The sequence below is a fragment of the Streptomyces sp. NPDC048637 genome (assembly GCF_040650675.1).
Lineage (GTDB): Bacteria > Actinomycetota > Actinomycetes > Streptomycetales > Streptomycetaceae > Streptomyces.
This window is the reverse complement of sequence record NZ_JBEZHQ010000065.1, coordinates 1-23,617: the sequence shown is the minus strand read 5'-3', so window position 1 is coordinate 23,617 and position 23,617 is coordinate 1. Positions and strand designations below refer to the sequence as shown.

Genomic DNA, 23,617 nt, shown 5'->3' with positions numbered 1-23,617 from the left:
GCAGTTCGCGGTGTCGGCCGCGCCACGTCCGTCTGTCCGCCGATCCCCAGGTCAGGTAGTGTGACGCTCCCAGCAGTGCACGGACCGAGGAGGTGAGACCGATTCCCCGCCAGACCAGGCAGGTGCTCCCGGCTCACGCCCGTGCGGTCCACCCGATGCAGGTGACCGTCCGACACATGTGACCCGGGAAGCGCGCTCGGCGCCCCGAAAGGCTCACATGTCGTCATCTCCGATGTCGCCCCACCCGTCACCTCTCTCATCGCCCCTCGCGGCACCCCTTTCCACCCTGCACTCCCGCTCCTCCGTCATCGCCGAACTGCGCGCCGCCGGCTGTGTCTTCGCTGAGGACGAGGCGGAGTTGCTCCTCTCCACCGCACGTACGGCGGACGAACTCGCCGCCATGGTGGAGCGGCGCGTCATCGGCCTCCCCCTGGAACACGTCGTCGGCTGGGCGGAGTTCTACGGGCGGCGGGTCACCGTCGATCCCGGCGTCTTCGTACCGCGCCGCCGCACCGAGTTCCTCGTGGGCCAGGCCGTCGGCCTCGGTCGCCGGGCGGCCGACCGCACCGGGCGGTCCCCGGTCGTCGTCGACCTGTGCTGCGGATCCGGCGCGGTGGGCACCGTACTGGCCGATGCCCTGGGCCGGGTCGAGCTGTACGCGGCGGACATCGAGCCCGCCGCGGTGCGCTGTGCCCGCCGCAACGTCACTCCCACCGGGGGTGAGGTCTACGAGGGCGACCTCTTCGACGCGCTGCCCACCGGTCTCCGGGGTCGTATCGATGTCCTGGTGGCCAACGTTCCCTACGTACCGACCGAAGAGGTCGGTCTGCTGCCGCCCGAGGCCCGTGAGTACGAGCCGCTGGTGGCGCTCGACGGCGGCGCGGACGGGCTCGACGTCCTGCGGCGGGTGACCGCGACCGCCCCGGAGTGGCTGGCACCAGGAGGCCATCTGCTGGTCGAGACGAGCGAACGGCAGGCCCAGCAGGCGGTCGAGGCCTTCACCCACAACGGGCTGCTCCCCAGAGTGACCGGCTCCGAGGAGCTCTACGCCACGGTCATCATCGGGACCCGGCCCGCGCAGGGGCACGCAATAGCGGGCCCCTCGTGACGAGGGGGAGGCGCCAGGAACCTCGTGGCGGGCGGGAGGCAGCCCGAACCTCGTGAGGAGGGAGGGGCACTGGGACCTCCCTGAGGAGGGAGGGGCGCCGGGACCTCGTGAGGGGGGAGAGGCGGCGGGCAGGGCGGCGCGGCAGTGTCGTACGGCCCGCCGCACGCCCGGGAAATGCGCTGGGATCCGGCGCTACGGCGCTCTACGGTGACGGCATGCCGTCGATGAGCTATGCCCGCTACTGTGCCGAAATCGTCGCTCAGACCGACCTGTTGAGGTCCCGCATCGAGGGCGCCGACCTGGCGACGCCCGTACCCACCTGCCCCGATTGGAACCTCGGCCAGCTGCTGTGGCATCTGGGCGGGGCACATCGCTGGGCGGAGACGATCGTACGGACCCGGGCGGCGGAGTCCGTCTCCGACGAGCTGGTCAACGATGTCTCCGGCGCCACGGGCAAGGACCTCGCCGCGCTCGACACCTGGCTCGCCCAGGGTGCCGGGCGACTGGCGGACACGCTGCGGGCGTCGGGCCCCGAAGCCAAGGTGTGGACCGTGGCTCCCGGTGGGACCCCGGTGTTCTGGGCCCGCCGTATGGTGCACGAGACGGTCGTCCACCGCGCCGACGCGACTTTCGCGGCCGCCGCGGCCACCTCCCCCGGTCCACGCACCGTCCGCGGTCCACGCACCTCCCCCGGTCCGGCTCCCGCCCCCGGCTCTCCGGCCTTCACCGTCGGCCAGGAGGTCGCCATCGACGCCCTCGACGAGTGGATGGCCTTCGCCTGTCTGCCGCAGGTCTTCGAGACCAAGCCGGGGCTGCGCCATGCGATGTCCGGCGGCCGCACCCTCCACTTCCACGCCACCGACGCCGCCCCGGGAGCAGCCGCGGACTGGCTAATCGGTCTCGACGGCCCCGCCCTCACCTGGCACCGCACCCCCGCCCGGGCCACCGTCGCCGTACACGCCCCCTTGGCCGAACTCCTGCTGCTCATGTACGGCCGCCGCCCCACCCGTGACGCCAGGACCGGCAGCGGCAGCGGCAGCGGCAACGGCAACGGCAGCAGCAGCAGCAACGCCATCGAGATCGTCGGTGATGTGGCGCTGCTCGACACCTGGCTGGACGGCGTCAGTTTCTGGCTCAAGGAGTGAGCCGAGCCTGGGGGCCATGCCACCTCCCCAGTGCGCCTTGGGCCAGCCCCGTCTCAACACCGACCCCGTCCCGGCACCGACCCCGTCCCGGCACCGGCCCGTCCCCGCACCGGCTCACCCGCTTGGGACTCGCCCCGGTTGCGGCCCGCCCCCGCCCGCAACCGCAAACAACTCCGTTGCCCGCGGAACGCCGCCCAGCCACCATGGCGCCGTAAGCACGTGACGTCGTCGACCCAGGTGAGGCCAACACCCCATGCAGCGCCATGAGTACACCGGTCCCGTGGCGTTACGCGCCATGCAGAGCCTGTCCAGCCGCCTCTTCCCGGACACCGGCTACCGGCACATAGGGGACCTCACCTGGGCCTGGTGCCTCGCCCTCGACCGGGAGGACGAAAACCCGACGGCCGTCTGGACGGACGGGGACGAGAACAGGGACGCAAACACGGACAAGAACAGGGACGAGCGCACGGACAAGAACGGGGACGAGAACGGGGAAGCGCCCGCTGCCGGGCCCTCCGTCCCCCACCGGCCGCTGGCCTGGGCCTGGCTGGAGCTGCCGGGCAGCCTGCAGTTCCAGGTCGACCCGGCGTACCCGGGGCTGGCCGACGAGGTGCTTGCCTGGGCGGCCGGGCGAGCCGCGGGCGGCGCGCTGAGCGTGGAGGTCGCGGAGACCGAGCCGCACCTGATGGCCGCGCTGGAGCGGCACGGCCACACCCGTACGGACGGCGGACCGTTCATGGTGGGACTCGGCCGGTCGCTCGCCGATCTGCCGGCCGCGCCGCGGCTGCCGGACGGCTACCGGATCCGCGCGCAGCGGAGCCGTGCCGAGGTGGCCGGCCGGGCGGCGGCCCACCGCGCCGCGTTCGGCTCCACGCGGGTGACCACCGAGCGCCATGCCCGGATGAGGGAAACCTGGCCGTACCGGGCCGAGTTCGACCTCGTCGTGGTGTCCCCCGCCGGTGAGGTCGCCGCCTACTGCCAGGGCTGGTACGACGCGGCCCTCGGGATCGGCGTTTTCGAGCCGGTCGGCACCCATCCCGAGCACCGCCGGCGCGGTCTGGCGCGTGCCGTCTGTCTCGCGGTGCTGCGGGCGTTCGCCGAGGCCGGCGGCCGTCGCGCCGTCGTCTACTGCCGGGGCGACGCCGCGTACCCCGCCCCCAAGCGGCTCTACGAGTCCCTGGGCTTCACCGCCTACACACGGACGCACACCTACGTCTGACCCAGGGATCTCCGTCATCACCCGCGGCAGCGGCGCACGAACGAACCCACCCGCGCCGCGGCGCGGCGCGGCGCGGCCGACGCAGACTCCGATTCTGCGGCGGCCACCCGGCAGCAAGTCCGGGGCCTCGCCCGTGCGCCCGCGCCGCTCACCAGCCTCTCCAGCCCCACTTCAGCCGCTTCAGCACTTCAGCACTCCAGCCACTTCAGCGTCCCGGTCAAGGCTCCACCCCGTCGGGCCGCAACTGCGCGCTCAGCCGACGGCAGCGCCGAACCACTGTGGCAGCCGGCTGAGCAGATCCTGCTGATCCTCACCGACCCACGCCACGTGGCCGTCCGGTCGCAGCAGTACCGCGGGGACGTCCAGTTCCTCGCTGACGTCGACGACGTGGTCGACCCGGTCCGCCCACCCGTCGACCGAGAGCCGGCCGGTCTGGTCGAGCAGCAGCCCGCGGCCGCCGTGCATCAGCTCGTAGAGACGCCCCTGCTTCAGCTCCACGTCCCGCATCCGCCGGCCGAGCAGTTCATGGCCCTCGCCGAAGTCGTAGCGGACCCCGACCGCGGTGATCATCTCGGTCACGTACCGGTTCACCTCCTCGAAGTCCATCAGCTTCGAGAACAGCTCCCGCAGCGCGGTCGCCCCCGGATCGGCCCCCAGCATCGTGATCTGCGCGCGGGTGTTGTCCAGCACGGCGGCGCCCACCGGGTGCCGTTCGGTGTGGTAGCTGTCCAACAGCCCCTCCGGAGCCCAGCCGTTGACCGCGGCGGCCAGCTTCCAGCCGAGGTTGAACGCGTCCTGTACGCCGAGGTTGAGCCCCTGCCCGCCGGTCGGCGGGTGGATGTGCGCCGCGTCGCCGGCCAGCAGCACCCGGCCGACCCGGTAGCGCTCGGCCTGCCGGGTGGCATCGCCGAACCGGGACAGCCAGCGCGCCGAGTGCACGCCGAAGTCAGTGCCCGCGTGGGCCCGCAACTGCTGCTTGAAGTCGTCGAGGGTCGGCTCGGCCGCACGGTCCTCGACCACCCCGTCGGCGGGTACGACAACGCGGCACACCCCGTCCTTACCGGGCGCAACGCCGAACCGCAATTGGGTCTTGTGGACTTCCTCGACGACGGCGGCAATCGTCGCCGGGTCCTCGGTCACCTCCATTTCCCCCAGCAGCGTCTCGACCTTGGCGGGCTCGCCGGGGAATCCGACGCCGAGCAGCTTGCGCACCGCACTCCGGCCGCCATCGCACCCGACGAGGTAGCGCGAGCGCAGGTGCGTCCCTCCCCGCGTGCCTCCCCCTCCCGCGCCGGGGGCGCCCCCACTCGCCAGCTCGACGGTCACCCCGTCCTCGTCCTGGCTCAGCCCGACCACTTCGCAGCCGCGCCGGATGTCGGCACCGAGTTCGACGGCGCGCTCGTCGAGCAGCCGCTCGGTGACCGGCTGCGGAGTGGCGACGCCGTACGGGTGCGCCGTGTCCAACCGGTCCGGCCACGGCTTCATGATGCCGCCGAAGAGACCGCCTACCTGGAACTTCTCACTGACCGCGAGGAACCGGTCCAGCAATCCGCGCTGGTCCATCAGCTCGACGCTGCGCGCGTGCAGGCCCTGCCCGCGGGACTGCCCGGTCGGCCCGGTCAGCTTCTCCAGCACGACCACGTGCACTCCGGCCAGCCGCAGCTCGCAGGCCAGCATCAACCCGGTCGGTCCGCCGCCGACGACGATCACATCGATCATCACAACCCCCATGTGCACAGATTCTTGCTTAGGCGGGCGATTCTGCGGTACGACCGGGGTCTTGCCGCAAGGCCCCCCATGCGCTATATGTTGAGAGTGGCAAGGAGCGGATGACCTCCTTGCCTTTGTCTTTTGTCGTCCGCTGTGGACGGACACTCTCCTCGCGAAGCGACGGTACGAAACGGCAGTAGGCCGGGTAGGTAGGGCGGCACGTCGGCCCGGGAGGGTCTCCCCCGGGCCTACGGACGCAGCCCGCGGAACGCGCATGTTGAGGCGGCGGCGCACTGCGCACCCTCGCGTCGGGCGCGGCCACGTCGGACTAGAGAGCGTCCGTGCCAGCGGGTTCCGACAGGACCACGTCGGACTAGGGGACGTCCGTGCCAGCGGGTTCCGACAGGACGACACCCCGACGCGTAGCGGGGGCGGCCGGCTGTCGTTCCTCGTGCCTGCCCAGCGCCGCGAGGGTCAGGGTCACGGTGACCGATCCGGCCGCCATCAGCGTCATCGCCGTGGCCGGGGAGGTCAGTTGGGCCAGTGTGCCCGCGAGGGCGGCGCCGACGCCCTGCAGGGCGGCCATGCCGGTGGCATGCAGGCCGAGGGCTTGGCCCACGAGGCCGTCCGGGGTGAGGGACATCAGACGTTCCTGCAGCACCAGGCTCGCGGCGAAGCCGACGGAGGCGACGGTGACGGCCACGGCCGACAGCGCCACTCCCGGATGGAGGATGAAGAACAGGTAGGGAGCCGCCAGCAGCAGGCGCAGCGGGGTCGCGAGACGGGGGCGCACCGCGGGCGGTACCAGGCGGCCCACCGCCATGTCGCCCACGAACATGCCCAGCGCCCCGCACGCGTACAGCGTGCCGGCGGCTCCGGGATCGTAGGAGACGTAGAGCGAATCGCTGCCGACCACCAGGCCGTTGGGGACCCACAGGCCCAGGTACGTCAGGCGGCGGGGGCGCGAGGACCACAGGAGGGCGTTGGTGCGCCAGGTCGCCGAGACGGACGGGCGGCCGGCGGAGCGCGGCGGGCGGGCCGTGAGGCCCAGGCGGGTGACGACGGCCGACATCAGGTACAGCGCCACCGCGAGGAGCAGGCAGGTCCGTGGGGACAGGAGCGCCAGCAGTGCGCCGCCCGTCGCGAAACCGGCCATCTGCATCAGGCCCCAGAGCATGTTGTACACGGAACGGCCCAGGACATAGCCGTCCTTGGACAGGATCTCGTTCAGCAGTCCCGCGCGCACTCCCCCGCCCAGTGACGCGACCAGTCCCTGCAGGAGTACGACGGCGAAGACCGCCCCGACCGGCAGGCCGGGCAGCGCCAGCACCGCCGTACCGGCCGCGAAGGCGAGGGCGAGGCCGGAGAGGATCGCGCGTGGGGGCAGGCGGTCGGCGCCCGAGAGCAGGAACGCGGCTCCCAGCAACTGCGCCAGCTGCGGGCCGAACATGCTCACCACCGACAGGAGCGGAGAGCCGGTGGCCCGGAAGACCAGCGTGCCGAGGGCCAGGCCGCCGATCGTCTGGGCTGCGGCGAAAGCGGCGAAGGAGAGCAGGAACGGGGTGAACTCCGGGGTGCGGAACAGGATTCGGTAGCTGCGCATGCGTCGGAGTCTCGGAGCGGGGAGGGGCCGTGTTAACTGTTTCGCCGACACGCGAAAGGTCGTACGCATGGGCTTATGGCAGATCGACACCGACACCCTCGCCCGCAGCCGGTTCGTGCTCTCGCCGTTCGCCGAGACCTTCGCGAGCCTGAAACTGCTGCACGCGGGGACCGGTACCCATCCGGGCGAGGAGGCCTGGCTGCGCGCGCACCTGCCCGGCTACCGCGCGCGCCTCGCGGCCGACCCGGTGACCGCGCTGCTGGTGCGGGCGGCACTCGGCACGTCCTGGATCGCCGACTTCTTCTGCCCCACCTCGTGCGACGGGGAGAACTTCGAGGAGAGCGTGGCCCGGGTGCGGGCGACCGGGGCCGGGGCGGCGCGCGCCAACCTCCGCGTGTCCCTCCGGGGCCCGCTCCCCGCCGCCCTGGAGCGGGACGACCTGCCCGAGCGGGCGACCGCGCTTCTGACGTACGTCTGGGAGGAGACCGTACGGCAGCACTGGGAGCGCCGGCGGCGCGTCCTGGAGGCCGATGTGGTCGCGCGGACCGCGCGGGTGAGCCAGGGCGGCTGGGCGGCCGTGCTGGACGAGCTGCGGCCGGGGACGCGGTGGCTGGGGGAGAGCCGGATCCAGGTCAACCTGAACGCGTATCCGCCGCGGGAGATCGCCGCCGGGGCCGAGCTGCTGTTCATGCCGGTCACACCGAGGACCGGGTGGGTGTCGTGGGAGGGACGGGAGCGGTACGCCGTCGTCTACCCGTGTCTCGGGGTGCTCGCCGAGGACCACGACCGGCGGCCCGTCCCGGCCGGGCTCGGGGCGCTCATCGGGACTGCGCGGGCCGGATTACTGGTACTGCTCGGGACTCCCATGAGTACGACCCAGCTGGTCGCCGTGACCGGGCAGGGGCTGGGGTCGGTGGGGCGGCATCTGCGGGTGCTGCTGGACGCGGGGCTGGTGGGGCGGCGGCGGGCCGGGCGGTCGGTGCTGTATGTGCGGACGGCGGCGGGGGAAGTGCTGGTGGAGGCCTCGGGGGCCGGTATGGGCGACCGGGAACCGGAGCCGGGGAGCCACCCGGAAACGGGAAGCCGCCCGCAAGCCGGGAGCCCCTGGCCAGGTGCGTTGCCCGGCCCGCGAAAGCGCACGCGCTGAGATGCCCGAACGGTGGCCGGTGACGGGTGACCGACCGGTGGTCAGTGGTCGGTGGCCAGTGACCACCGGCCGGTGACACCTCTCGTGCTCACCTCCCGTGCTCGGTCTCCCGTGCTCGGTCTCCCGCGATCACACCCGTCCGGACCACTCCTGCTAGCACCTTGCTTGCAATAGTTAGCACGGCGAGGCACCATCGAGGTATGGCATCACTCAACGTCGGCAATCTCGGCGAGTTCCTGCGGGAGCAGCGGCGCACCGCGCAGCTGAGTCTGCGGCAGCTCGCAGATGCCGCCGGGGTGTCCAACCCGTACCTCAGCCAGATCGAGCGCGGCTTGCGCAAGCCGAGCGCGGAGATTCTGCAGCAGCTCGCCAAGGCACTGCGGATATCCGCCGAGACGCTGTACGTCCAGGCCGGGATTCTGGACGAACGGCAGGGTCTGGACGGGGTCGAGGTACAGACCGCGATACTCACCGACCCGGCGCTGAACGAGCGACAGAAGCAGGTCCTGCTGCAGATCTACGAGTCCTTCCGCAAGGAGAACGGGCTCGGGAGCGGCAGCAAGGACGCCGCTGCGAGCGGACATGAGGACGGGCGCGGCACGGACTCCCTCGAGACAGAGGCCGACGGCGGCCCGCACGCCACCTGAGCAACCGATTCCGTTTCCAGGAGGAACAACGTCATGGCCATCAACACCGATGACCTCCGCAAGGCCCTGACCGACGCGACCCCGCTGTACGCCCTGGCCGGCACCGTCGACCTGGCTGCCGAGAAGCTCGGCGAGGTCCCGCAGTTCGTCGAGAAGATCCGGGTCGAGGCGCCCAAGCGCTTCGAGTCCGTACGCGGCACCGACCCCAAGGACGTCCAGGCCCTGGTGACCAAGCAGGCCAAGGACGCCAAGGAGAAGCTGACCGAGCTGCTGGGCTCGCTCGACGGTGACATCAAGAAGGTCCGTGACCAGGCGCAGGAGCTGGCGCTGCAGGGCGTGGGCCGGGCCGCCGAGGCCGTCGTCCGGACCCGCGAGGGCTACGAGGAGCTCGCCGAGCGCGGCCGGGACGCCGTGGCGACCTGGCGCGGCGAGGCCGCCGACCAGGTCGAGGACCTCGCGGTGGCGATCGAGCCGGAGCCCGCCCAGAAGACGGCACCGAAGCCGGTGCAGAAGCCGGCGGCCAAGAGCGGCACGAAGACCCAGACCGCCAACGGGGCCAAGGCGGAGACCAAGGCCACCCCGTCGACGCAGCCCAAGCCGGCCGCGCCGAAGAAGCCGGTCGCGCAGCGCAAGCCGGCACCGGCGCCGGCGAAGAAGAGCACCCCGCCGTCCGCCAAGTGACCGCGGAGCGCACGAGGTAGGCGGGCGGTGAGCTCGCTCACCCGGCGCCGGGGGCGCCGATTCACCGCACGGGCCGGGCACACTTCGGGTGCCCGGCCCGTTGTGCGGGTACGGTGGGGCCGCATGGGCGGCCGTCGGCCGCAGCAGCAGACCGAGACGACACGACTGGCGAACGGGCGGTGTAGGACGTGCTGATTTACGGGTTCCAGAACATTCTGAGCTGGGTGCAGCTCGCCCTGGGCGTCTATGCCGCCGTGATGCTGATCGATGCGGCCGTGCGCCGTGACGACGCCTACCGCGCCGCGAGCAAGCAGACCAAGGGCATGTGGCTGATCTTCCTCGCCCTTGCCACGGCGCTGCTGTTCATTCTCCCGATCATGTCGTTCCTGCCGGTCATCGGCGTGATCGCGGTGATCGTCTACACGGTGGACGTCCGGCCCGCGCTCCGGGAGGTCTCCGGCGGTGGCCGCGGGCCGCGCCGCGGGGGCTCCAGCTCGGACGGGCCGTACGGGCCCTACAACGGCGGGCGCTGAGCCGCACCGGGTCTTCCAGCCCCGCGGGCCTTTCCGCCCTCGCGGGCCTTGCGGCCCCCAGGACCCGCGGCTCCGTTACCGCCGGTCCAGCAGCAGTACGGCCACGTCGTCCGTCAGCTCGCCGCCGTTGAGATCGCGGACCTCCCGGACCGACGCGTCCAGCAGCTCCTCGCCGCTGAGACCGGCTGCCATCTGGCGGCTGACCAGTTCGGTCATGCCTTCCTGGCCGAGGCGCTGGTTGCCCTTGCCGATCCGGCCCTCGATCAGACCGTCGGTGTACATCATCAGGCTCCAGGAGCCGCCCAGCTCGACCTGCCGGCGCGGCCAGCGGGCGTGCGGGAGCAGGCCGAGCGCCGGGCCGCCGAATTCGTACGGCAGCAGCTGCGGGTGCTCGCCGGCCCGGGCCAGCAGCGGTGCCGGGTGGCCGGCCAGGCACAGACCGGCGCGGCGGCCGTCCGCGGAGATGTCGACGGTGCACAGCGTCGCGAAGATCTCGTCGTCCGCGCGCTCGTGCTCCAGCACCTTCTGGAGGGTGGCGAGCAGCTCGTCGCCGCAGAGTCCGGCGAAGGTCAGCGCACGCCAGGCGATCCGCAGCTCGACGCCGAGGGCGGCCTCATCGGGGCCGTGGCCGCAGACATCGCCGATCATCGCGTGGACGGTGCCGTCCGGGGTGCGGACGGTGTCGTAGAAGTCGCCGCCGAGCAGCGCGCGGCTGCGGCCGGGGCGATAGCAGGCGGCGAACCGGAGGTCCGAGCCGTCGAGCAGCGGCGTGGGCAGCAGACCGCGCTCCAGGCGGGCGTTCTCCTGGGCGAGCATCCGCGACTCGGTCAGCTGGCGCTGGGCGAGGTCGGCGCGTTTGCGTTCGACGGCGTAGCGGACCGCGCGGCTGAGGACCGCGCCGTCCAGCTCGTCGCGGAAGAGGTAGTCCTGGGCGCCGACGCGGACGGCGTCGGCGGCGCGCTCGGCGTCCGTCTCGTAGGTGAGGACGAGGACGGCGTGCGAGGTCGCCATGCGCAGGACGTCCCGCAGGATGCCCAGTTCGTCGCCGGGGGCGCCGGTGTCGCCGGTGTCACGGTCGGCGGTGCGCTCCGCCGGGGGCAGGTCGAGCAAGATGCAGTGCACATCGTCGGTGAGGAGCCGCTCGGCCTCGGTGAGGTTGCGGGCGGTCCGCAGGCGCACCTTGCGGCCCGCCCAGTCCCACATCTCGGGGACATGACTGTTGGGGTCCTCGCCGATGAGGAGCAGGGTCAGGCCCTGGTGCAGCGGTCCGTGGTCGGCCGAAAGTCGCTGCTCGGCCGACCGGGGCTGCCCGGGCTCCGGGAAGCCCTGCGGCGCCGGGGCGCTCGTGCCCTGGGCCGTCGCGTCCCCCGCGCCCGGCGCGTCGGCGACCCGCGCGGTGTCCGCGCAGGCGTCGTCCGCCGGTCCTGCCTGATGCGGCAGCACGACCGTCCGCTGGTGCGGTACGGGTACGGGCATTGATCTGCTTCCTTCCCTCCCCCCGAGGGGTGCGTGGGGCACCGACGGCGCACCACCGTGCCCGGCTCCACACCGCTCGTCGGTCATTGCGTGAGGCGTACACCGGGCACTGACAGGCGACCATAGCGTCAGTACGGAGAGGTTTGGAATGCCCGGCGGCAATCGGCCATCGTCATATGCCGCACCCGATAAGCCATTTGACCTGGGGAGGGCGGAATGCGGAATGACGAACATCACCCCGCTTGAGTGCATTCCGCTACGTCACGACAACCCTCAGATAGCAAGCAATCCGGTCATTTATCGTCCGTGTGATGCGCGCCATCATCGTCCGGCCGCACCGTCGGGGCGCACGACGCCGAGGATCGGCATGGAGCCGGCGCCGGTGATCGTCACCTGCCGGCCGGGCCGCGGCGCATGCACAATTGCGCCATCACCGAGATACATCCCGACATGGCTGGCATCCGAGAAATAAATGATCAGATCGCCCGGGCGCATATCCCTGAGGTCGACGCGGGGCAGCTGCCGCCACTGCTCCTGTGAGGTCCGCGGAATCGTCCGGCCACCGGCCTGCCAGGCCCGCAGGGTCAGCCCGGAGCAGTCGAAGGTGTCCGGCCCCTCGGCACCCCACACGTAATCCTTGCCGAGCTGTGCGGTGGCGAAGGAAATCGCCTTCTTGCCGGCCGCCGACGCATTGTTGCTGATGTCATTCAGCACACCGGAGTCGAGCCACTTCTGCTGCCGCTTGAAGGCCTGCTCGTCCTCCAGCTTCTTCAGCCGCTCCTTTTCCTTGGCGGCCAGCCGGGATTCCAGCTTCTTTGCCTCGTCGATCTTTTTCTTGATGTCCCGCTGGGCGTTTTCCTTCTTCTTGCGGTTCGCCTCCAGCTGCTCCCAGCGGTCCGTCGCGGAGTCCGAATACTTCTCCAAGTCACCCTTGAGATGCGCGAGTTGACTGATCACACGCTTGGCGGCCAGCTGTCCCTTACGGGCCAGCGTGGCATTGTCGAGAAAGCCTTCCGGGTCGGCGTTGAGCATCAGCTTCGCCTCGGCGGGCAGCCCGCCGCCGCGGTACTGGGCGCTGGCCAGCGAGCCCGCCTGCCGCTTGAGGGCGGCCAGCTTGCGCTGGGTGCTGTCGATGCTGCGCGCCAGCCTGACGATCTCCTTCTGCTGGAGCTCGACCTGTTCCTCGGCCGCGTTGTAGGCATCGGTGGCCTGCTCGGCCTTGCGGTAGAGGGCGTCGACCTTCTTGCGTACGTCGTCGAGGCGGCGGGCGTCGGCGTCCGCGGCGGCCGCCGCACCCCCGGCCCGCCGCGCGTCCGCAGCCGGGTTCTTCGGATCGTCGGCGTAGGCGGCCGTCGCCGTACTGCCGAGCAGCCCCATCGCGCACAGCACGACGGCGGTGCATGCCACCAGCCGGCCACCCCTTGCGCCCCTTGCGCCCCTTACCCCCCGCATGCCTCGTACGTCCCGAACGTCCTGCCGTGCCCCCTGGCTCCCCACCAGCCACCTCCGGTCGTTCCGCACCGATTCGCGTCTCCTCAGGCGCGGATGCTGCCATACCGACTGGTAATTCAACAGGGTGACGGGCCGTTTCGCACTGGTCGGCGAGCAGTTCTTCCCCCGCACCCAGCCGATGGCCGAGGTTCACCCTGCGTTCACCCTCCTCCATTGGCCGCTTCACCTGATCTACCTAATTTCAGCCGTACCGAGTGCGCGTCATGCACACAGCACCAGCGCGACACGGCTAGCTGGCATCGCAGACCGCGACAGCCAATGCCTCTCCCACCACCTCGCACGCCGACGAAGCGGCGCGCCCCAGGAAGGAACTCTCGACAGTGAAGCTTCAGCGCAAGAACCGGGTTCGCGCCCTCGCCGTTGGCGCTCTCGCCGTCTCCGGTGCCCTGACCCTGTCCGCGTGCGGCTCCGACGACACCACCGGTGCCGGTGGCGGTGGCGCCGCCAAGCCGTCCAACATCAAGTGCGACGGCAAGGGCAAGCTGCTGGCGTCCGGCTCGTCCGCGCAGAAGAACGCCATGGACGTCTGGGTGCAGAACTACTCGGGCGCCTGCAAGGACACCGAGATCAACTACCAGCCGACGGGCTCCGGCGCCGGCGTCACGACCTTCCTGCAGGGCCAGACCGCCTTCGCCGGTTCCGACTCGGCCCTCAAGCCCGACGAGGTCACCAAGTCGAAGCGGGTCTGCAAGGGCGGCCAGGCCGTCGACCTGCCGATGGTCGGCGGCCCGATCGCGGTCGGCTACAACGTCCCCGGCGTCGACAACCTGGTGCTGGACGCCAAGACCCTGTCGAAGATCTTCAACTCGGAGATCAAGAAGTGGAACGACCCGGCGATCAAGCAGCTGAACCCGGGCGCGAAGCTCCCGGACCTCAAGATCCAGCCGTTCCACCGCTCCGACGACTCGGGCACCACCGACAACTTCACCAAGTACCTCAAGGCCGCCGGTGGCTGGAAGCACGAGCCGGCGAAGAAGTGGGAAGGCGAAGGCGGCCAGGCGGCCTCCGGCTCGGCCGGTGTCTCCTCGCAGGTCAAGCAGACCAGCGGCGCGATCTCCTACTTCGAGCTGTCGTACGCCACGGCGAGCAAGATCCAGACGGCCAAGCTGAACACCGGCGCCAAGGAGCCGGTCGAGGCCACCGTCGACAACGCCTCCAAGGCCATCTCCGAGGCCACGCAGGTCGGCAAGGGCGATGACCTGGCGCTGAAGCTCAACTACAACACCAAGGCCGAGAGCGCCTACCCCATCACCCTGGTGACGTACGAGATCGCCTGCAGCAAGGGCAACAAGGCCGAGACGCTGCCCGCCACCAAGTCCTTCCTGACCTACATCGCCAGCAAGGACGGCCAGAGCGCCCTCAAGGAGCTCGGCTACGCCCCGCTGCCCACCGAGATCGCCGACAAGGTCCGCGCGACCGTCGCCAAGATCTCCTGACCTACCGGGCGGCGGCCCACAGACCGCCGTACGGTCCAAAACAAGGGGGCCCCTTCACCAGGGCCCCCTTCGGGCCGCCGCCCGTCCGGTGCACCGCCGCGCCAGGAGCCCTCACCCGGCTCCGCAGACCGGAGAACCCATGAATACAGCCTCCTCGACAACCGACACCCCGCCTCCGCCACAGCCTGACGGCCGCTCGGCCATATCGGGCAAGGCGGTCCGCCCCGGTGACCGGATCTTCCTCGGGCTCTCCCGGGGCTCCGGTATCGCCCTGCTGGTGATCATGGCCGCCATCGCGGTCTTCCTCACCTACCGCTCCGTGCTCGCCATCTCCGGCGACAAGGCCAACTTCTTCACCACGCTGGACTGGAACGCCACCGGCCTGGAGCCGAAGTTCGGCATCGCGGTGCTCGCCTTCGGCACCGTCGTCAGCTCCGTGGTCGCCATGGCCATCGCGGTCCCGGTCGCGGTCGGCATCGCGCTGTTCATCTCGCACTACGCGCCGCGCAAGCTGTCCTCGACGCTCGGCTACGTCATCGACCTGCTCGCCGCGGTGCCCAGCATCATCTACGGCCTGTGGGGCGCGCTCTTCCTCGTCCCGCATCTGACCGGCCTCTACACCTGGCTGGACGAGTACCTCGGCTGGACCGGCATCTTCGAATACGGCGGCGGGGCGGCCCGTTCGCTGTTCACCGTCGGCATCCTGCTCGCGATCATGATCCTGCCGATCGTGACCAGCGTCAGCCGCGAGGTGTTCCTCCAGGTCCCGAAGATGCACGAGGAGGCCGCGCTGGCCCTCGGCGCCACCCGCTGGGAAGTCATCCGGATGTCGGTGCTCCCCTTCGGCCGCTCCGGAGTCATCAGCGCCTCCATGCTGGGCCTGGGCCGCGCGCTCGGCGAGACGATGGCCGTCGCCACGGTCCTCTCGCCCAGCTTCCTCATCAACGCCAGCCTGCTGGACCCGGGCGGCGGCACGTTCGCCCAGAACATCGCCAGCAAGTTCAGCGAGGCCGACCAGTTCGGCCAGGACGCCCTGATCGCCTCCGGCCTCGTCCTCTTCGTGATCACGCTGCTCGTCAACGGCGCGGCCCGCCTGATCATCGCCCGTCGCAAGGAGTACTCGGGAGCCGCTGCATGAGCATCACCACTGACCGCCCTGCGGTCTCCAACGGCGGCAGCCCGCTCCCGGTCTCCCTCAGGCATGCCCGGCTGCCGCGCTGGTCCCCGCCGGTCATCGCGCTGGCCGCGGCCGGCGCGGGCTGCGGCATCGGACTGGGCGCCGGCCTGGACAGCACGGTCCAGTGGGGCCTGATCGCCGCCGCGCTCTTCATCCTCGGCACCTTCGCGCTGGCCGCGGCCGTCGAGGGCACCCGGCAGGCCAAGGACCGGCTGGCCACCAGCCTCGTCTGGATGGCCTTCCTGATCGCCGTCGTACCGCTGGCCTCCCTCCTGTGGGAGACCGTCAGCCGCGGCACCAAGGTCCTGGACGTGTACTTCCTGCAGCACTCCATGGGCACCACCCCGGACGCGCTGCCCGGCGGCGGTATCTACCACGCGATCATCGGCACCCTGGAGCAGGTCGGCCTGGCCACCCTGATCGCCGCGCCGATCGGTCTGCTCACCGCGATCTACCTCGTCGAATACGGACGCGGCCGGCTCGCCCGCGCCGTCACCTTCTTCGTCGACGTCATGACCGGTATCCCGTCGATCGTGGCCGGCCTGTTCATCCTCTCCGTGTGGATCCTGATCCTCGGCTTCGGCCCGTCCGGCTTCGCCGGTTCGATGGCGCTGGCGATCCTGATGATGCCGGTCGTCGTCCGCTCCACCGAGGAGATGCTCAAGCTCGTCCCGAACGAGCTGCGCGAGGCCTCGCTGGCCCTCGGCGTTCCCAAGTGGCGCACCATCCTCAAGGTCGTCCTGCCGACGTCGATCGGCGGCATCACCACCGGCGTGATGCTCTCCATCGCGCGCATCACCGGCGAGACCGCGCCCGTGCTCCTCCTGGTGTGGGGCGCGAAGACGATCAACAACAACCCCTTCGAAGATGCCCAGCAGTCACTTCCGCTCTACGTTTTCCAACAGTGGCAGCAGGGTTCCGAGGCCTCCTACGACCGCGCATGGGCCGCGGCACTGGTCCTCATCGCCTTCGTCATGATCCTCAACCTGGTGGCCCGCGGCATCGCCCGCTGGAAGGCCCCTCGCGGAGGACGAAGTTGAGCTGCAGCGCAGGTCGGGGGTCGCATCCGAGGAACGAGGGTGCGGCACCCGGCCGGAGCGGAAGCGAAACGAAGTCCGACCATTCGACGCAGTCCGGCCGCTGACCAAGCCGCCAACAGAAAGAAGCAGTGATTTCCATGGCCAAGCGAATCGACGTCAGCGGCCTCTCCGCGTACTACGGCAGCCACAAGGCCATCGACGACATCTCGATGACCGTCGAACCGCGCTCCGTGACGGCCTTCATCGGCCCGTCCGGCTGCGGCAAGTCGACCTTCCTGCGCACCCTGAACCGTATGCACGAGGTCACCCCCGGCGGCCGCGTCGAGGGCAAGGTGATGCTGGACGACGAGAACCTCTACGGCTCCGGGGTCGACCCGGTCGCCGTCCGCCGCACCGTCGGCATGGTCTTCCAGCGTCCCAACCCGTTCCCCACGATGTCGATCTTCGACAATGTGGCGGCCGGTCTGCGGCTGAACGGCTCGTACAAGAAGAGCGAGCTCAAGGACGTCGTCGAGAAGTCCCTCAAGGGCGCCAACCTCTGGAACGAGGTCAAGGACCGGCTGAACAAGCCCGGCTCCGGGCTCTCCGGCGGCCAGCAGCAGCGGCTGTGCATCGCCCGCGCGATAGCGGTCGAACCGCAGGTCCTGCTGATGGACGAGCCCTGCTCCGCGCTCGACCCGATCTCCACCCTCGCCATCGAGGACCTGATCGGTGAGCTCAAGGAGCGCTTCACGATCGTCATCGTGACGCACAACATGCAGCAGGCCGCCCGCGTCTCGGACCGTACGGCGTTCTTCAACCTCGCCGCCGTCGGCCAGCCCGGCAAGCTGATCGAGATCGACGAGACCGAGCGGATCTTCTCCAACCCGTCGGTCCAGGCCACGGAGGACTACATCTCCGGCCGCTTCGGCTGAGCAGCGAGCGCGGCCCGGCCGCCCCGGCCGGGCCGCCCCGGCCGGGCCGCCCCCACCAGCGTCCTGCGGTGCTGCATGGCGGTGCCACCGCAAGACGAAGGGCCCGCCCCTCTTCCCGGGGGGCGGGCCCATTGCTGTGCTCGGACGGGCGGTGCCGGACGGTCGTGTGCCGACGGCGGTACCGGACGGTCTCAGTACCGGCGGGCGGTGCCGGACAGTCCCAGTACCGGCGGGCGGTGCCGGACAGTCCCAGTACCGGCGAGCGGTGCCGGACAGTCCCAGTACCGGCGAGCGGTGCCGGACAGTCTCAGTGCCGACGGGCGGTGCACTGCGCCGCGGCCGGCCGGTGGCCACGGACGGGGAGCCGTCCGTCAGCCGAACGCCAGCTCCACGATCCAGTACGCGAAGGCTGCGACCAGCGCCGCGGCCGGCATGGTGATGAACCAGCCCATCACGATGTTCTTGGCGACGCCCCAGCGCACCGCACGCGGGCCCTTGGTCGAGCCCACGCCCATGATCGCGGAGGTGATGACATGGGTGGTGGAGATCGGCGCGTGGAACATGAACGACGCGGTGTACATGACCGAGGCAGCCGTGGTCTCCGCGGCGAAGCCCTGCGGCGGGTCCAGCTCGATGATCCGGCGGCCCAGGGTGCGCATGATGCGCCAGCCGCCCGCGTACGTACCGAGCGAGAGCGTGATCGCACAGGCCAGCTTGACCCAGATCGGGATGGCCGCGTTCTGGTCCTCGACATCGGCGATGACCAGGGCCATCACCACGATGCCCATGGTCTTCTGGGCGTCCTGCAGACCGTGTCCGAGCGCCATACCCGCGGCGGACACCGTCTGGGCTATGCGGAAGCCGCGCTTGGCCTTGTGCGGGTTGGACTTCCGGAACATCCAGAGGATGACGACCATCACCAGATAACCGAGCACCAGGCCGATCACGGGCGAGATGAACATCGGCAGGACGACCTTCTCGACCACCCCGGACCAGATCACGGTGGTACCACCGGCGAGGGCCGCACCGACCATGCCGCCGAAGAGGGCGTGCGAGGACGACGACGGCAGACCGAAGTACCAGGTGACGAGGTTCCAGACCACCGCGCCGAGCAGCGCGGCGAAGAGAATGCCCATCCCCTTGCTGCCGTGCGGCGTGGAGATCAGCCCCTCGCTGACCGTCTTGGCGACCCCGCTGCCGAGGAAGGCACCGGCGAGGTTCATCACCGCGGCCATCGCCAGCGCCGCCCGCGGGGTCAGCGCCCGCGTCGAGACCGAGGTCGCAATGGCGTTCGCGGAGTCATGGAAGCCGTTGGTGTAGGTGAAACCGAGCGCGACCGCAATGGTCACGACGAGCGCGAAGGTGTCCATGAGAGGCGCTCAGGACTCCTTGACCGCGATGGTCTCGACGGTGTTGGCGACGTGCTCGAAGGCATCCGCCGCCTCTTCCAGGATGTCCACGATCTGCTTGAGCTTGAGCACCTCGATGGCGTCGTACTTGCCGTTGAAGAGGTGCGCCAGCAGCTTGCGGTGGATCTGGTCGGCCTGGTTCTCCAGGCGGTTGACCTCGATCCAGTACTCGGTGAGGTTCGTCATGGTCCGCAGATGCGGCATGGCCTCGGCGGTCAGCTCGGCCGCCCGCGCCAGTACCTCGATCTGCTGGTCGACGCCCTTGGGCAGTTCCTCGACCTTGTAGAGGACGACCAGGTCGACCGCCTCTTCCATGAAGTCCATGATGTCGTCGAGCGACGAGGCGAGGTTGTAGATGTCCTCGCGGTCGAACGGCGTGATGAACGAGGAGTTCAGCTGGTGGAAGATCGCGTGGGTCGCGTCATCACCCGCGTGCTCCGCCGCCCGCATTCGCTCGGCGATCTCTGCCCGACCGGAGGCGTCCGCCCCGAGCAGTTCCATCAGGAGCTTGGAGCCCGTGACGATGTTGTCCGCGGAGGCGGCGAACATGTCGTAGAAGCTCGTCTCCCTGGGGGTCAGACGAAAGCGCACGTGAAATCCTCGGGGTGCATCGGATTCGGTCGAGTTGATGCTAGGCGCATCATCCAGCCACTGCTAACCGGCATTCCTTCAGTGTCGCCCATCGTGCAGCATGCTCTGCACGGGGTACCACAGGGGCCCGCAAAGTTCGGTACCATATACCCACCAGGGGTATATGGATCGCCTAGATACCACGGGAGACGGCCATGACGACCACGGACGCCGACACCAACGGCAGCACCGCAGCCGCCGCGGCCTGCCACCCCCCGCAGCCCGACGCCGACCCCCGAAGCGAAGTTCAAACCGTGACCGATCACGCAGAGACTTCATCGACAGCCGGCGTGCACGGCTACGCAAAGCAGAAGGACGCACACATCAAGCGACTGCGGCGGATCGAAGGACAGATCCGCGGACTGCAGCGCATGCTCGAAGAGGATGTCTACTGCATCGACATACTCACCCAGGTCTCGGCGAGCACCAAGGGCCTGCAGTCCTTCGGCCTCCAGCTCCTGGAGGAACATCTGCGGCACTGCGTCGCCGACGCGGCGGTCAAGGGCCCCGAGGCCATCGACGCCAAGGTCCAGGAGGCCACCAAGGCCATCGAGCGGATGCTGCGCACCTGAGCCGGCCGGCCCCACGCTAGCCGGGGCAGCGTCCGGCGGGTCCGGGCCGGGGCGGCACCCGGTCCACGCGGTCGCCGTCCTCCCCGTCGACCTCCAGCACCTCGTCGATACGGTCCGGGCTGAGCCGATCCTCACTTGCGGCCGCGGCCGCGATCATCAACTCACCGGTCAGGTCGATCTCGACGAGGGCTACGTAGTCCTGGACCGTCGTAGGGCGGTGTCCGGCCACGTACAACACCTCCTCCTTCGAGCGCCTCCCACGCCTCCGGTGGTTACCGCAAGCCTAGGGACGGGCGCACGCTCCGCGCATGGCACGGATGGACCATTTCCGCCATCCGGCAAGCGCCCCGGTCACATGCCCTGCCCGCGGCGCCCGGCCTCATGGCGCGGGCGAAGCGATCTTCCCTGCGTAGATGTCACGTTCGTCCGGCAGCCGCACCGCGACCTTCGTCCCGAAACCGGACAGTTCCGTGGTGGAGGTCACCGATGCCCCTTTCGGTGCACCGTTGGCGAAGCGGAACCACTGGCGCACCTTGCGCAGCCGCCCGCCCTCGTCCAGATACGCGTCGAACGGCACCTCCTCGGTGGTGAATCCGTCCTCCGCGGCGATCAGCGCGGACCTGGTGCGCGGCGACGCCGCCCCGGCGGCCGCCCCGATGTCCGTCGTACCGCGGTAGTGCCGCACCCTGACACCGTCCAGCCACTCCTCGCCCTGATAGGTCACCTCCCGTGCGCCGCGCAGGAGTTCGGCGGCGGCCAGAGGATCGGTCGCGCCGCCGGTGACCAGATTCCCGTCGGCCAGTGAGGCGGTGGCCACCCGCACCCATTTGTCCGCGGGCACCCCGGCCCCGCGGTTCTTCATGTACAGCGCACCGGGCGCGAGGATCTCCGTGATCGGCTGGTGGCCGCCGTTGGGCCTGCCCGCCGGATCGGGGAGCACGACGCGCAGCCGACCGGTGCTGGTGGCGAAGTCATAGCCGCCGCTGCCGCGGATGGCGACGCGGGTGCCGCCGCTCACGGTCTCCATGGATGTGCGGACCGCGGCGGAGCCGGCCCGCACCAGGGCGTCGGCGCTGTCCCGGACCTCCGCGGCGGCGGGGACGGCCCGGCCGGACGGCTCCTGGTCGTCGGCCGCGGCGCCGTCCGAGGAACAGCCCGATGTCAGCAGCCCGACCGCCAGACCCGTCCCGCACGCCATGGCCACGGCGACCGTGCCGCCGCCTCGCCTGTCCTGCACCACCATCGCGTACGAGCCCCCTCGGCCGCTGTCTTCGGGAACGGCCTGGGCCGGCCGGTCCGCTCGGGAGGGTCGGACGTTCCGCCGGCGCCGCATCTGACGTTCCGTCGACCGTTCCGTTCAACGACCGTCGAGGGGGCTCGTCACGCAAGGGCACCTGGGGCGCGTAGCGTGACCGGGTGCCCGACCGAGCCCCCCACGCGACCTCCACCACCGAACGCGGCGCCTTCTGCACGGCCCGCTGCGACTGCGGCTGGCGGGGACCGGCCCGTCGCGCCCGTTCCCAGGCTCGTACGGACGCGGAGCGCCATCTGGCCGATGTCGAGGCCGGATCCGATGCCGACGACGACGGAGACGGACGTCCCCTGGAATGAGGCAGTCCGTTCCGGGAACCCCCCACGCCCCTGGCGCATCTGGCTAGTCAGGGAAGCAACGGCACCGCGCCGGTAACGGACTTCAGGGACAGCACGGGACAGCGCGGAGCAGAACCGGGCACAGCGGTACGTGAGGGCAGCGCGCCGCCGCATCCGTCCGGTGCGGGCTCCCGGCACGCGCCCCGTGACCACCGGCCATCGGCAGGCGGGGCAGGACCGTACGACATCGAGGGGGATTCATCCCAGTGAAGCGGCGCACACTCCTGCAGGCCGGCGGCGGACTGGCGGCGGCCTCCGCCGCCCTGGCCACCGGCTGCGACAGCAAGACCGGCAAGGCGGGCGCGGCGTCCTCCGCCGAGGCCGCGACCGGCGCCAACGCGGCGTCCGTCGCCGGGGGCGGCGCCGCCAAGGGCCGGGCCTCCCAGTCCTCCTGGACCGCGCTGGGCAAGAGCCTGGACGGCAAGCTGGTGCGGGCCTCCGACGCCGCCTACGCGACCGCCCGGCGCCTCTACAACACCCGCTACGACACGCTGAAGCCGTCGGCCATCGCCTATGCCAAGCATCCGGCGGACATCGCCGAATGCCTCGCCTTCGCCCGGCGCCACGACACCCCGGTCGCCATCCGCAGCGGCGGCCACTCCTACGCGGGCTGGTCCTCCGGCAACGGCAAGCTCATCATCGACGTCTCCGCCCTCTCCAAGGTGGGCGCGCCGTCCGGCGGCATCACGCGCATCGGCGCCGGCGCCAAGCTCATCGACGTCTACGAGGGCCTCGGGGCGCACGGCGTGACGATACCCGGGGGCTCCTGCCCCACCGTCGGCATATCCGGCCTCACCCTCGGCGGCGGCCATGGTGTGGTCTCCCGCGCCTACGGGCTGACCTGCGACAGCCTCGTCGGCGCCACTCTGGTCACGGCGGACGGCAAGACCGTCGAGTGCGACAAGAAGCAGCACGCCGACCTCTTCTGGGCGCTGCGCGGCGCCGGCAACGGCAACTTCGGCGTGGTCACCGAGCTCCGCTTCCGTACCCATCCGGCGCCGCGCGCCGTGATGGCGTACATGACCTGGCCGTGGGCCAAGGCGGCGAAGGTCGTGGCGTCCTGGCAGAAGTGGGGGCCGGTGCAGGCCGACGAGATATGGTCCGCGTGCCATCTCGACGCGCGCCCCGGCAACACCCCGTCCGTCTCCGTCGCGGCCTTCTCCCTGGGCAGCTACGGCGAGCTGCAGAACGCCCTCGACAAGCTCGCCGACCAGGCGGGCGGCCCCGGCCCCGCCAAGAGCATCCACCTGACGCCGACCGGCTACCTGGACGCGATGGAGTCCTATGCGGGCTGCTCCTCCAAGTCCACCGCGCAGTGCCATATGCCGGGTTCGCTGCCCGGTCAGACCGGTGCCGGCCAGCTGGGCCGCGAGACCTACGCCGCCCGCTCGCACTTCTTCGACCGCGCGCTGTCCACGGCCGGTATCCGCACCCTGATGGACCAGATCGAGGCGGGCGGCCGCAAGGGCGTCAACGGGAATGTGGCGCTGACGGCGCTGGGCGGCGCGATCAACCGCGTCGGGCGCACCGACACCGCCTTCGTCCACCGCGGCTCGCAGTTCCTCGCCCAGTACTTGACGTCCTGGCCGGCGAACGGCTCGCCGGGCTCGCGCACGGCGTGGCTGAATTCTTTCCATGACGCGATGCGCCGTCACTCCTCCGGCGCCGCCTACCAGAACTACACCGACCCCGGCCTCACCGACTGGAAGTCCGCCTACTACGGCGCCGCCGCCACCCGTCTCACCCAGGTCAAGCGGACCTACGACCCGCAGCGGCTGTTCAGCACCTTCCCGCAGGCGCTCTGAGACCGCCCCGCACACCGGCGGACACACGGACGGCCCGGCCCCTCGTGGGGGCCGGGCCGTCCATGTCCGCCAGGCCGGCGGGGCCGGGGGTGGGGGCGGGCGGGGGCCCGCCCGCGAGTGCCCCGCTTGTGACTTCCCGGGGGGGGCCGCCGGGCCGGGCCCGGGGGGGGCCCCCCCCGCGGGGTGGGGGGGGGGGGGGGGGG

22 protein-coding genes are annotated in these 23,617 nt (G+C 70.8%); 14 read left to right on the top strand and 8 right to left on the bottom strand.

From position 1 onward, the window contains the following. Positions 1-232 precede the first annotated feature (232 nt). The 3 genes from AB0C46_RS39330 (at position 233) to AB0C46_RS39320 (ending at position 3,472) form a co-directional block, all read left to right on the top strand. Positions 233-1,108 carry a putative protein N(5)-glutamine methyltransferase gene (locus AB0C46_RS39330; protein ID WP_362833935.1) on the top strand — a complete coding sequence of 292 codons (876 nt, stop codon included), beginning with the start codon at positions 233-235 and terminating at the stop codon, positions 1,106-1,108. Between the two features lie 215 nt (positions 1,109-1,323). Then, entirely contained in the window at positions 1,324-2,253 is a 930-nt protein-coding gene (locus tag AB0C46_RS39325; RefSeq protein ID WP_362833924.1) for a maleylpyruvate isomerase N-terminal domain-containing protein, read from the top strand. A 253-nt stretch (positions 2,254-2,506) separates the two neighbouring features. Then, on the top strand, positions 2,507-3,472 hold the full coding sequence (locus tag AB0C46_RS39320; RefSeq protein WP_362833923.1) for a GNAT family N-acetyltransferase: 966 nt from the start codon (positions 2,507-2,509) through the stop codon (positions 3,470-3,472). A 252-nt stretch (positions 3,473-3,724) separates the two neighbouring features. Here the strand turns inward: AB0C46_RS39320 and rox are convergent, their stop codons facing one another. Both rox and AB0C46_RS39310 read right to left on the bottom strand, forming a co-directional pair. Continuing rightward, complete coding sequence (gene rox, locus AB0C46_RS39315; RefSeq protein WP_362833934.1) at positions 3,725-5,191, bottom strand: rifampin monooxygenase; 1,467 nt, start codon at positions 5,189-5,191, stop codon at positions 3,725-3,727. Positions 5,192-5,555: 364 nt separating this feature from the next. Beyond that, positions 5,556-6,785 carry an MFS transporter gene (locus tag AB0C46_RS39310; RefSeq protein WP_362833922.1) on the bottom strand — a complete coding sequence of 410 codons (1,230 nt, stop codon included), beginning with the start codon at positions 6,783-6,785 and terminating at the stop codon, positions 5,556-5,558. A gap of 67 nt (positions 6,786-6,852) precedes the next feature. Here AB0C46_RS39310 and AB0C46_RS39305 point away from each other — a divergent pair, with 67 nt between their 5' ends. From AB0C46_RS39305 to AB0C46_RS39290, 4 genes are all read left to right on the top strand, one after another. Beyond that, positions 6,853-7,932: a helix-turn-helix domain-containing protein gene (locus tag AB0C46_RS39305; RefSeq protein WP_362833921.1), complete on the top strand. Its 1,080-nt coding sequence runs from the start codon at positions 6,853-6,855 to the stop codon at positions 7,930-7,932. Positions 7,933-8,132: 200 nt separating this feature from the next. Then, complete coding sequence (locus AB0C46_RS39300) at positions 8,133-8,579, top strand: helix-turn-helix transcriptional regulator (RefSeq protein ID WP_362833920.1); 447 nt, start codon at positions 8,133-8,135, stop codon at positions 8,577-8,579. A gap of 33 nt (positions 8,580-8,612) precedes the next feature. Continuing rightward, positions 8,613-9,260, top strand: coding sequence for a hypothetical protein (locus tag AB0C46_RS39295; RefSeq protein WP_362833919.1), 648 nt, complete (start codon positions 8,613-8,615; stop codon positions 9,258-9,260). A gap of 188 nt (positions 9,261-9,448) precedes the next feature. Then, positions 9,449-9,793, top strand: coding sequence for a DUF2516 family protein (locus AB0C46_RS39290; RefSeq protein ID WP_362833918.1), 345 nt, complete (start codon positions 9,449-9,451; stop codon positions 9,791-9,793). Between the two features lie 75 nt (positions 9,794-9,868). Here AB0C46_RS39290 and AB0C46_RS39285 read toward each other — a convergent pair whose 3' ends face one another. Beyond that, positions 9,869-11,269: a SpoIIE family protein phosphatase gene (locus AB0C46_RS39285; protein ID WP_362833917.1), complete on the bottom strand. Its 1,401-nt coding sequence runs from the start codon at positions 11,267-11,269 to the stop codon at positions 9,869-9,871. Between the two features lie 321 nt (positions 11,270-11,590). Next, entirely contained in the window at positions 11,591-12,676 is a 1,086-nt protein-coding gene (locus AB0C46_RS39280) for an NlpC/P60 family protein (RefSeq protein ID WP_362833916.1), read from the bottom strand. Positions 12,677-13,101: 425 nt separating this feature from the next. On the opposite strand from AB0C46_RS39280, the gene pstS reads away from it, so the two are divergent. The 4 genes from pstS to pstB all read left to right on the top strand — a co-directional run bounded on the left by pstS (position 13,102) and on the right by pstB (position 17,348). After that, a complete protein-coding gene (pstS, locus tag AB0C46_RS39275) occupies positions 13,102-14,217 on the top strand; it encodes a phosphate ABC transporter substrate-binding protein PstS (RefSeq protein WP_362833915.1) in 1,116 nt (371 codons plus the stop codon). Between the two features lie 139 nt (positions 14,218-14,356). Further along, positions 14,357-15,355 (top strand): phosphate ABC transporter permease subunit PstC, encoded by a 999-nt coding sequence (gene pstC, locus AB0C46_RS39270; RefSeq protein WP_362833914.1) that lies wholly within the window; start codon positions 14,357-14,359, stop codon positions 15,353-15,355. After that, the gene (pstA, locus tag AB0C46_RS39265) at positions 15,352-16,434 is read left to right on the top strand and encodes a phosphate ABC transporter permease PstA (RefSeq protein WP_362833913.1); all 1,083 of its coding nucleotides are present in this window, start codon (positions 15,352-15,354) and stop codon (positions 16,432-16,434) included. Before pstC ends, pstA begins: the two co-directional genes overlap by 4 nt. Positions 16,435-16,571: 137 nt before the next feature. After that, complete coding sequence (gene pstB / locus AB0C46_RS39260; RefSeq protein ID WP_355787463.1) at positions 16,572-17,348, top strand: phosphate ABC transporter ATP-binding protein PstB; 777 nt, start codon at positions 16,572-16,574, stop codon at positions 17,346-17,348. 371 nt (positions 17,349-17,719) lie between these two features. Here pstB and AB0C46_RS39255 read toward each other — a convergent pair whose 3' ends face one another. Further along, a complete protein-coding gene (locus AB0C46_RS39255) occupies positions 17,720-18,718 on the bottom strand; it encodes an inorganic phosphate transporter (RefSeq protein ID WP_327155396.1) in 999 nt (332 codons plus the stop codon). A gap of 9 nt (positions 18,719-18,727) precedes the next feature. After that, a complete protein-coding gene (locus AB0C46_RS39250; protein WP_362833912.1) occupies positions 18,728-19,348 on the bottom strand; it encodes a DUF47 family protein in 621 nt (206 codons plus the stop codon). 194 nt (positions 19,349-19,542) lie between these two features. On the opposite strand from AB0C46_RS39250, the gene AB0C46_RS39245 reads away from it, so the two are divergent. Continuing rightward, the gene (locus tag AB0C46_RS39245) at positions 19,543-19,959 is read left to right on the top strand and encodes a metal-sensitive transcriptional regulator (RefSeq protein ID WP_362833911.1); all 417 of its coding nucleotides are present in this window, start codon (positions 19,543-19,545) and stop codon (positions 19,957-19,959) included. 16 nt (positions 19,960-19,975) lie between these two features. Here the strand turns inward: AB0C46_RS39245 and AB0C46_RS39240 are convergent, their stop codons facing one another. Continuing rightward, positions 19,976-20,194, bottom strand: coding sequence for a hypothetical protein (locus AB0C46_RS39240; RefSeq protein ID WP_362833910.1), 219 nt, complete (start codon positions 20,192-20,194; stop codon positions 19,976-19,978). Positions 20,195-20,338: 144 nt separating this feature from the next. After that, positions 20,339-21,202 (bottom strand): hypothetical protein, encoded by an 864-nt coding sequence (locus tag AB0C46_RS39235; protein ID WP_362833909.1) that lies wholly within the window; start codon positions 21,200-21,202, stop codon positions 20,339-20,341. A 173-nt stretch (positions 21,203-21,375) separates the two neighbouring features. On the opposite strand from AB0C46_RS39235, the gene AB0C46_RS39230 reads away from it, so the two are divergent. Continuing rightward, positions 21,376-21,570, top strand: coding sequence for a hypothetical protein (locus tag AB0C46_RS39230; protein WP_362833908.1), 195 nt, complete (start codon positions 21,376-21,378; stop codon positions 21,568-21,570). Positions 21,571-21,815: 245 nt separating this feature from the next. After that, positions 21,816-23,414: an FAD-binding oxidoreductase gene (locus tag AB0C46_RS39225; RefSeq protein WP_362833907.1), complete on the top strand. Its 1,599-nt coding sequence runs from the start codon at positions 21,816-21,818 to the stop codon at positions 23,412-23,414. Positions 23,415-23,617 lie beyond the last annotated feature (203 nt).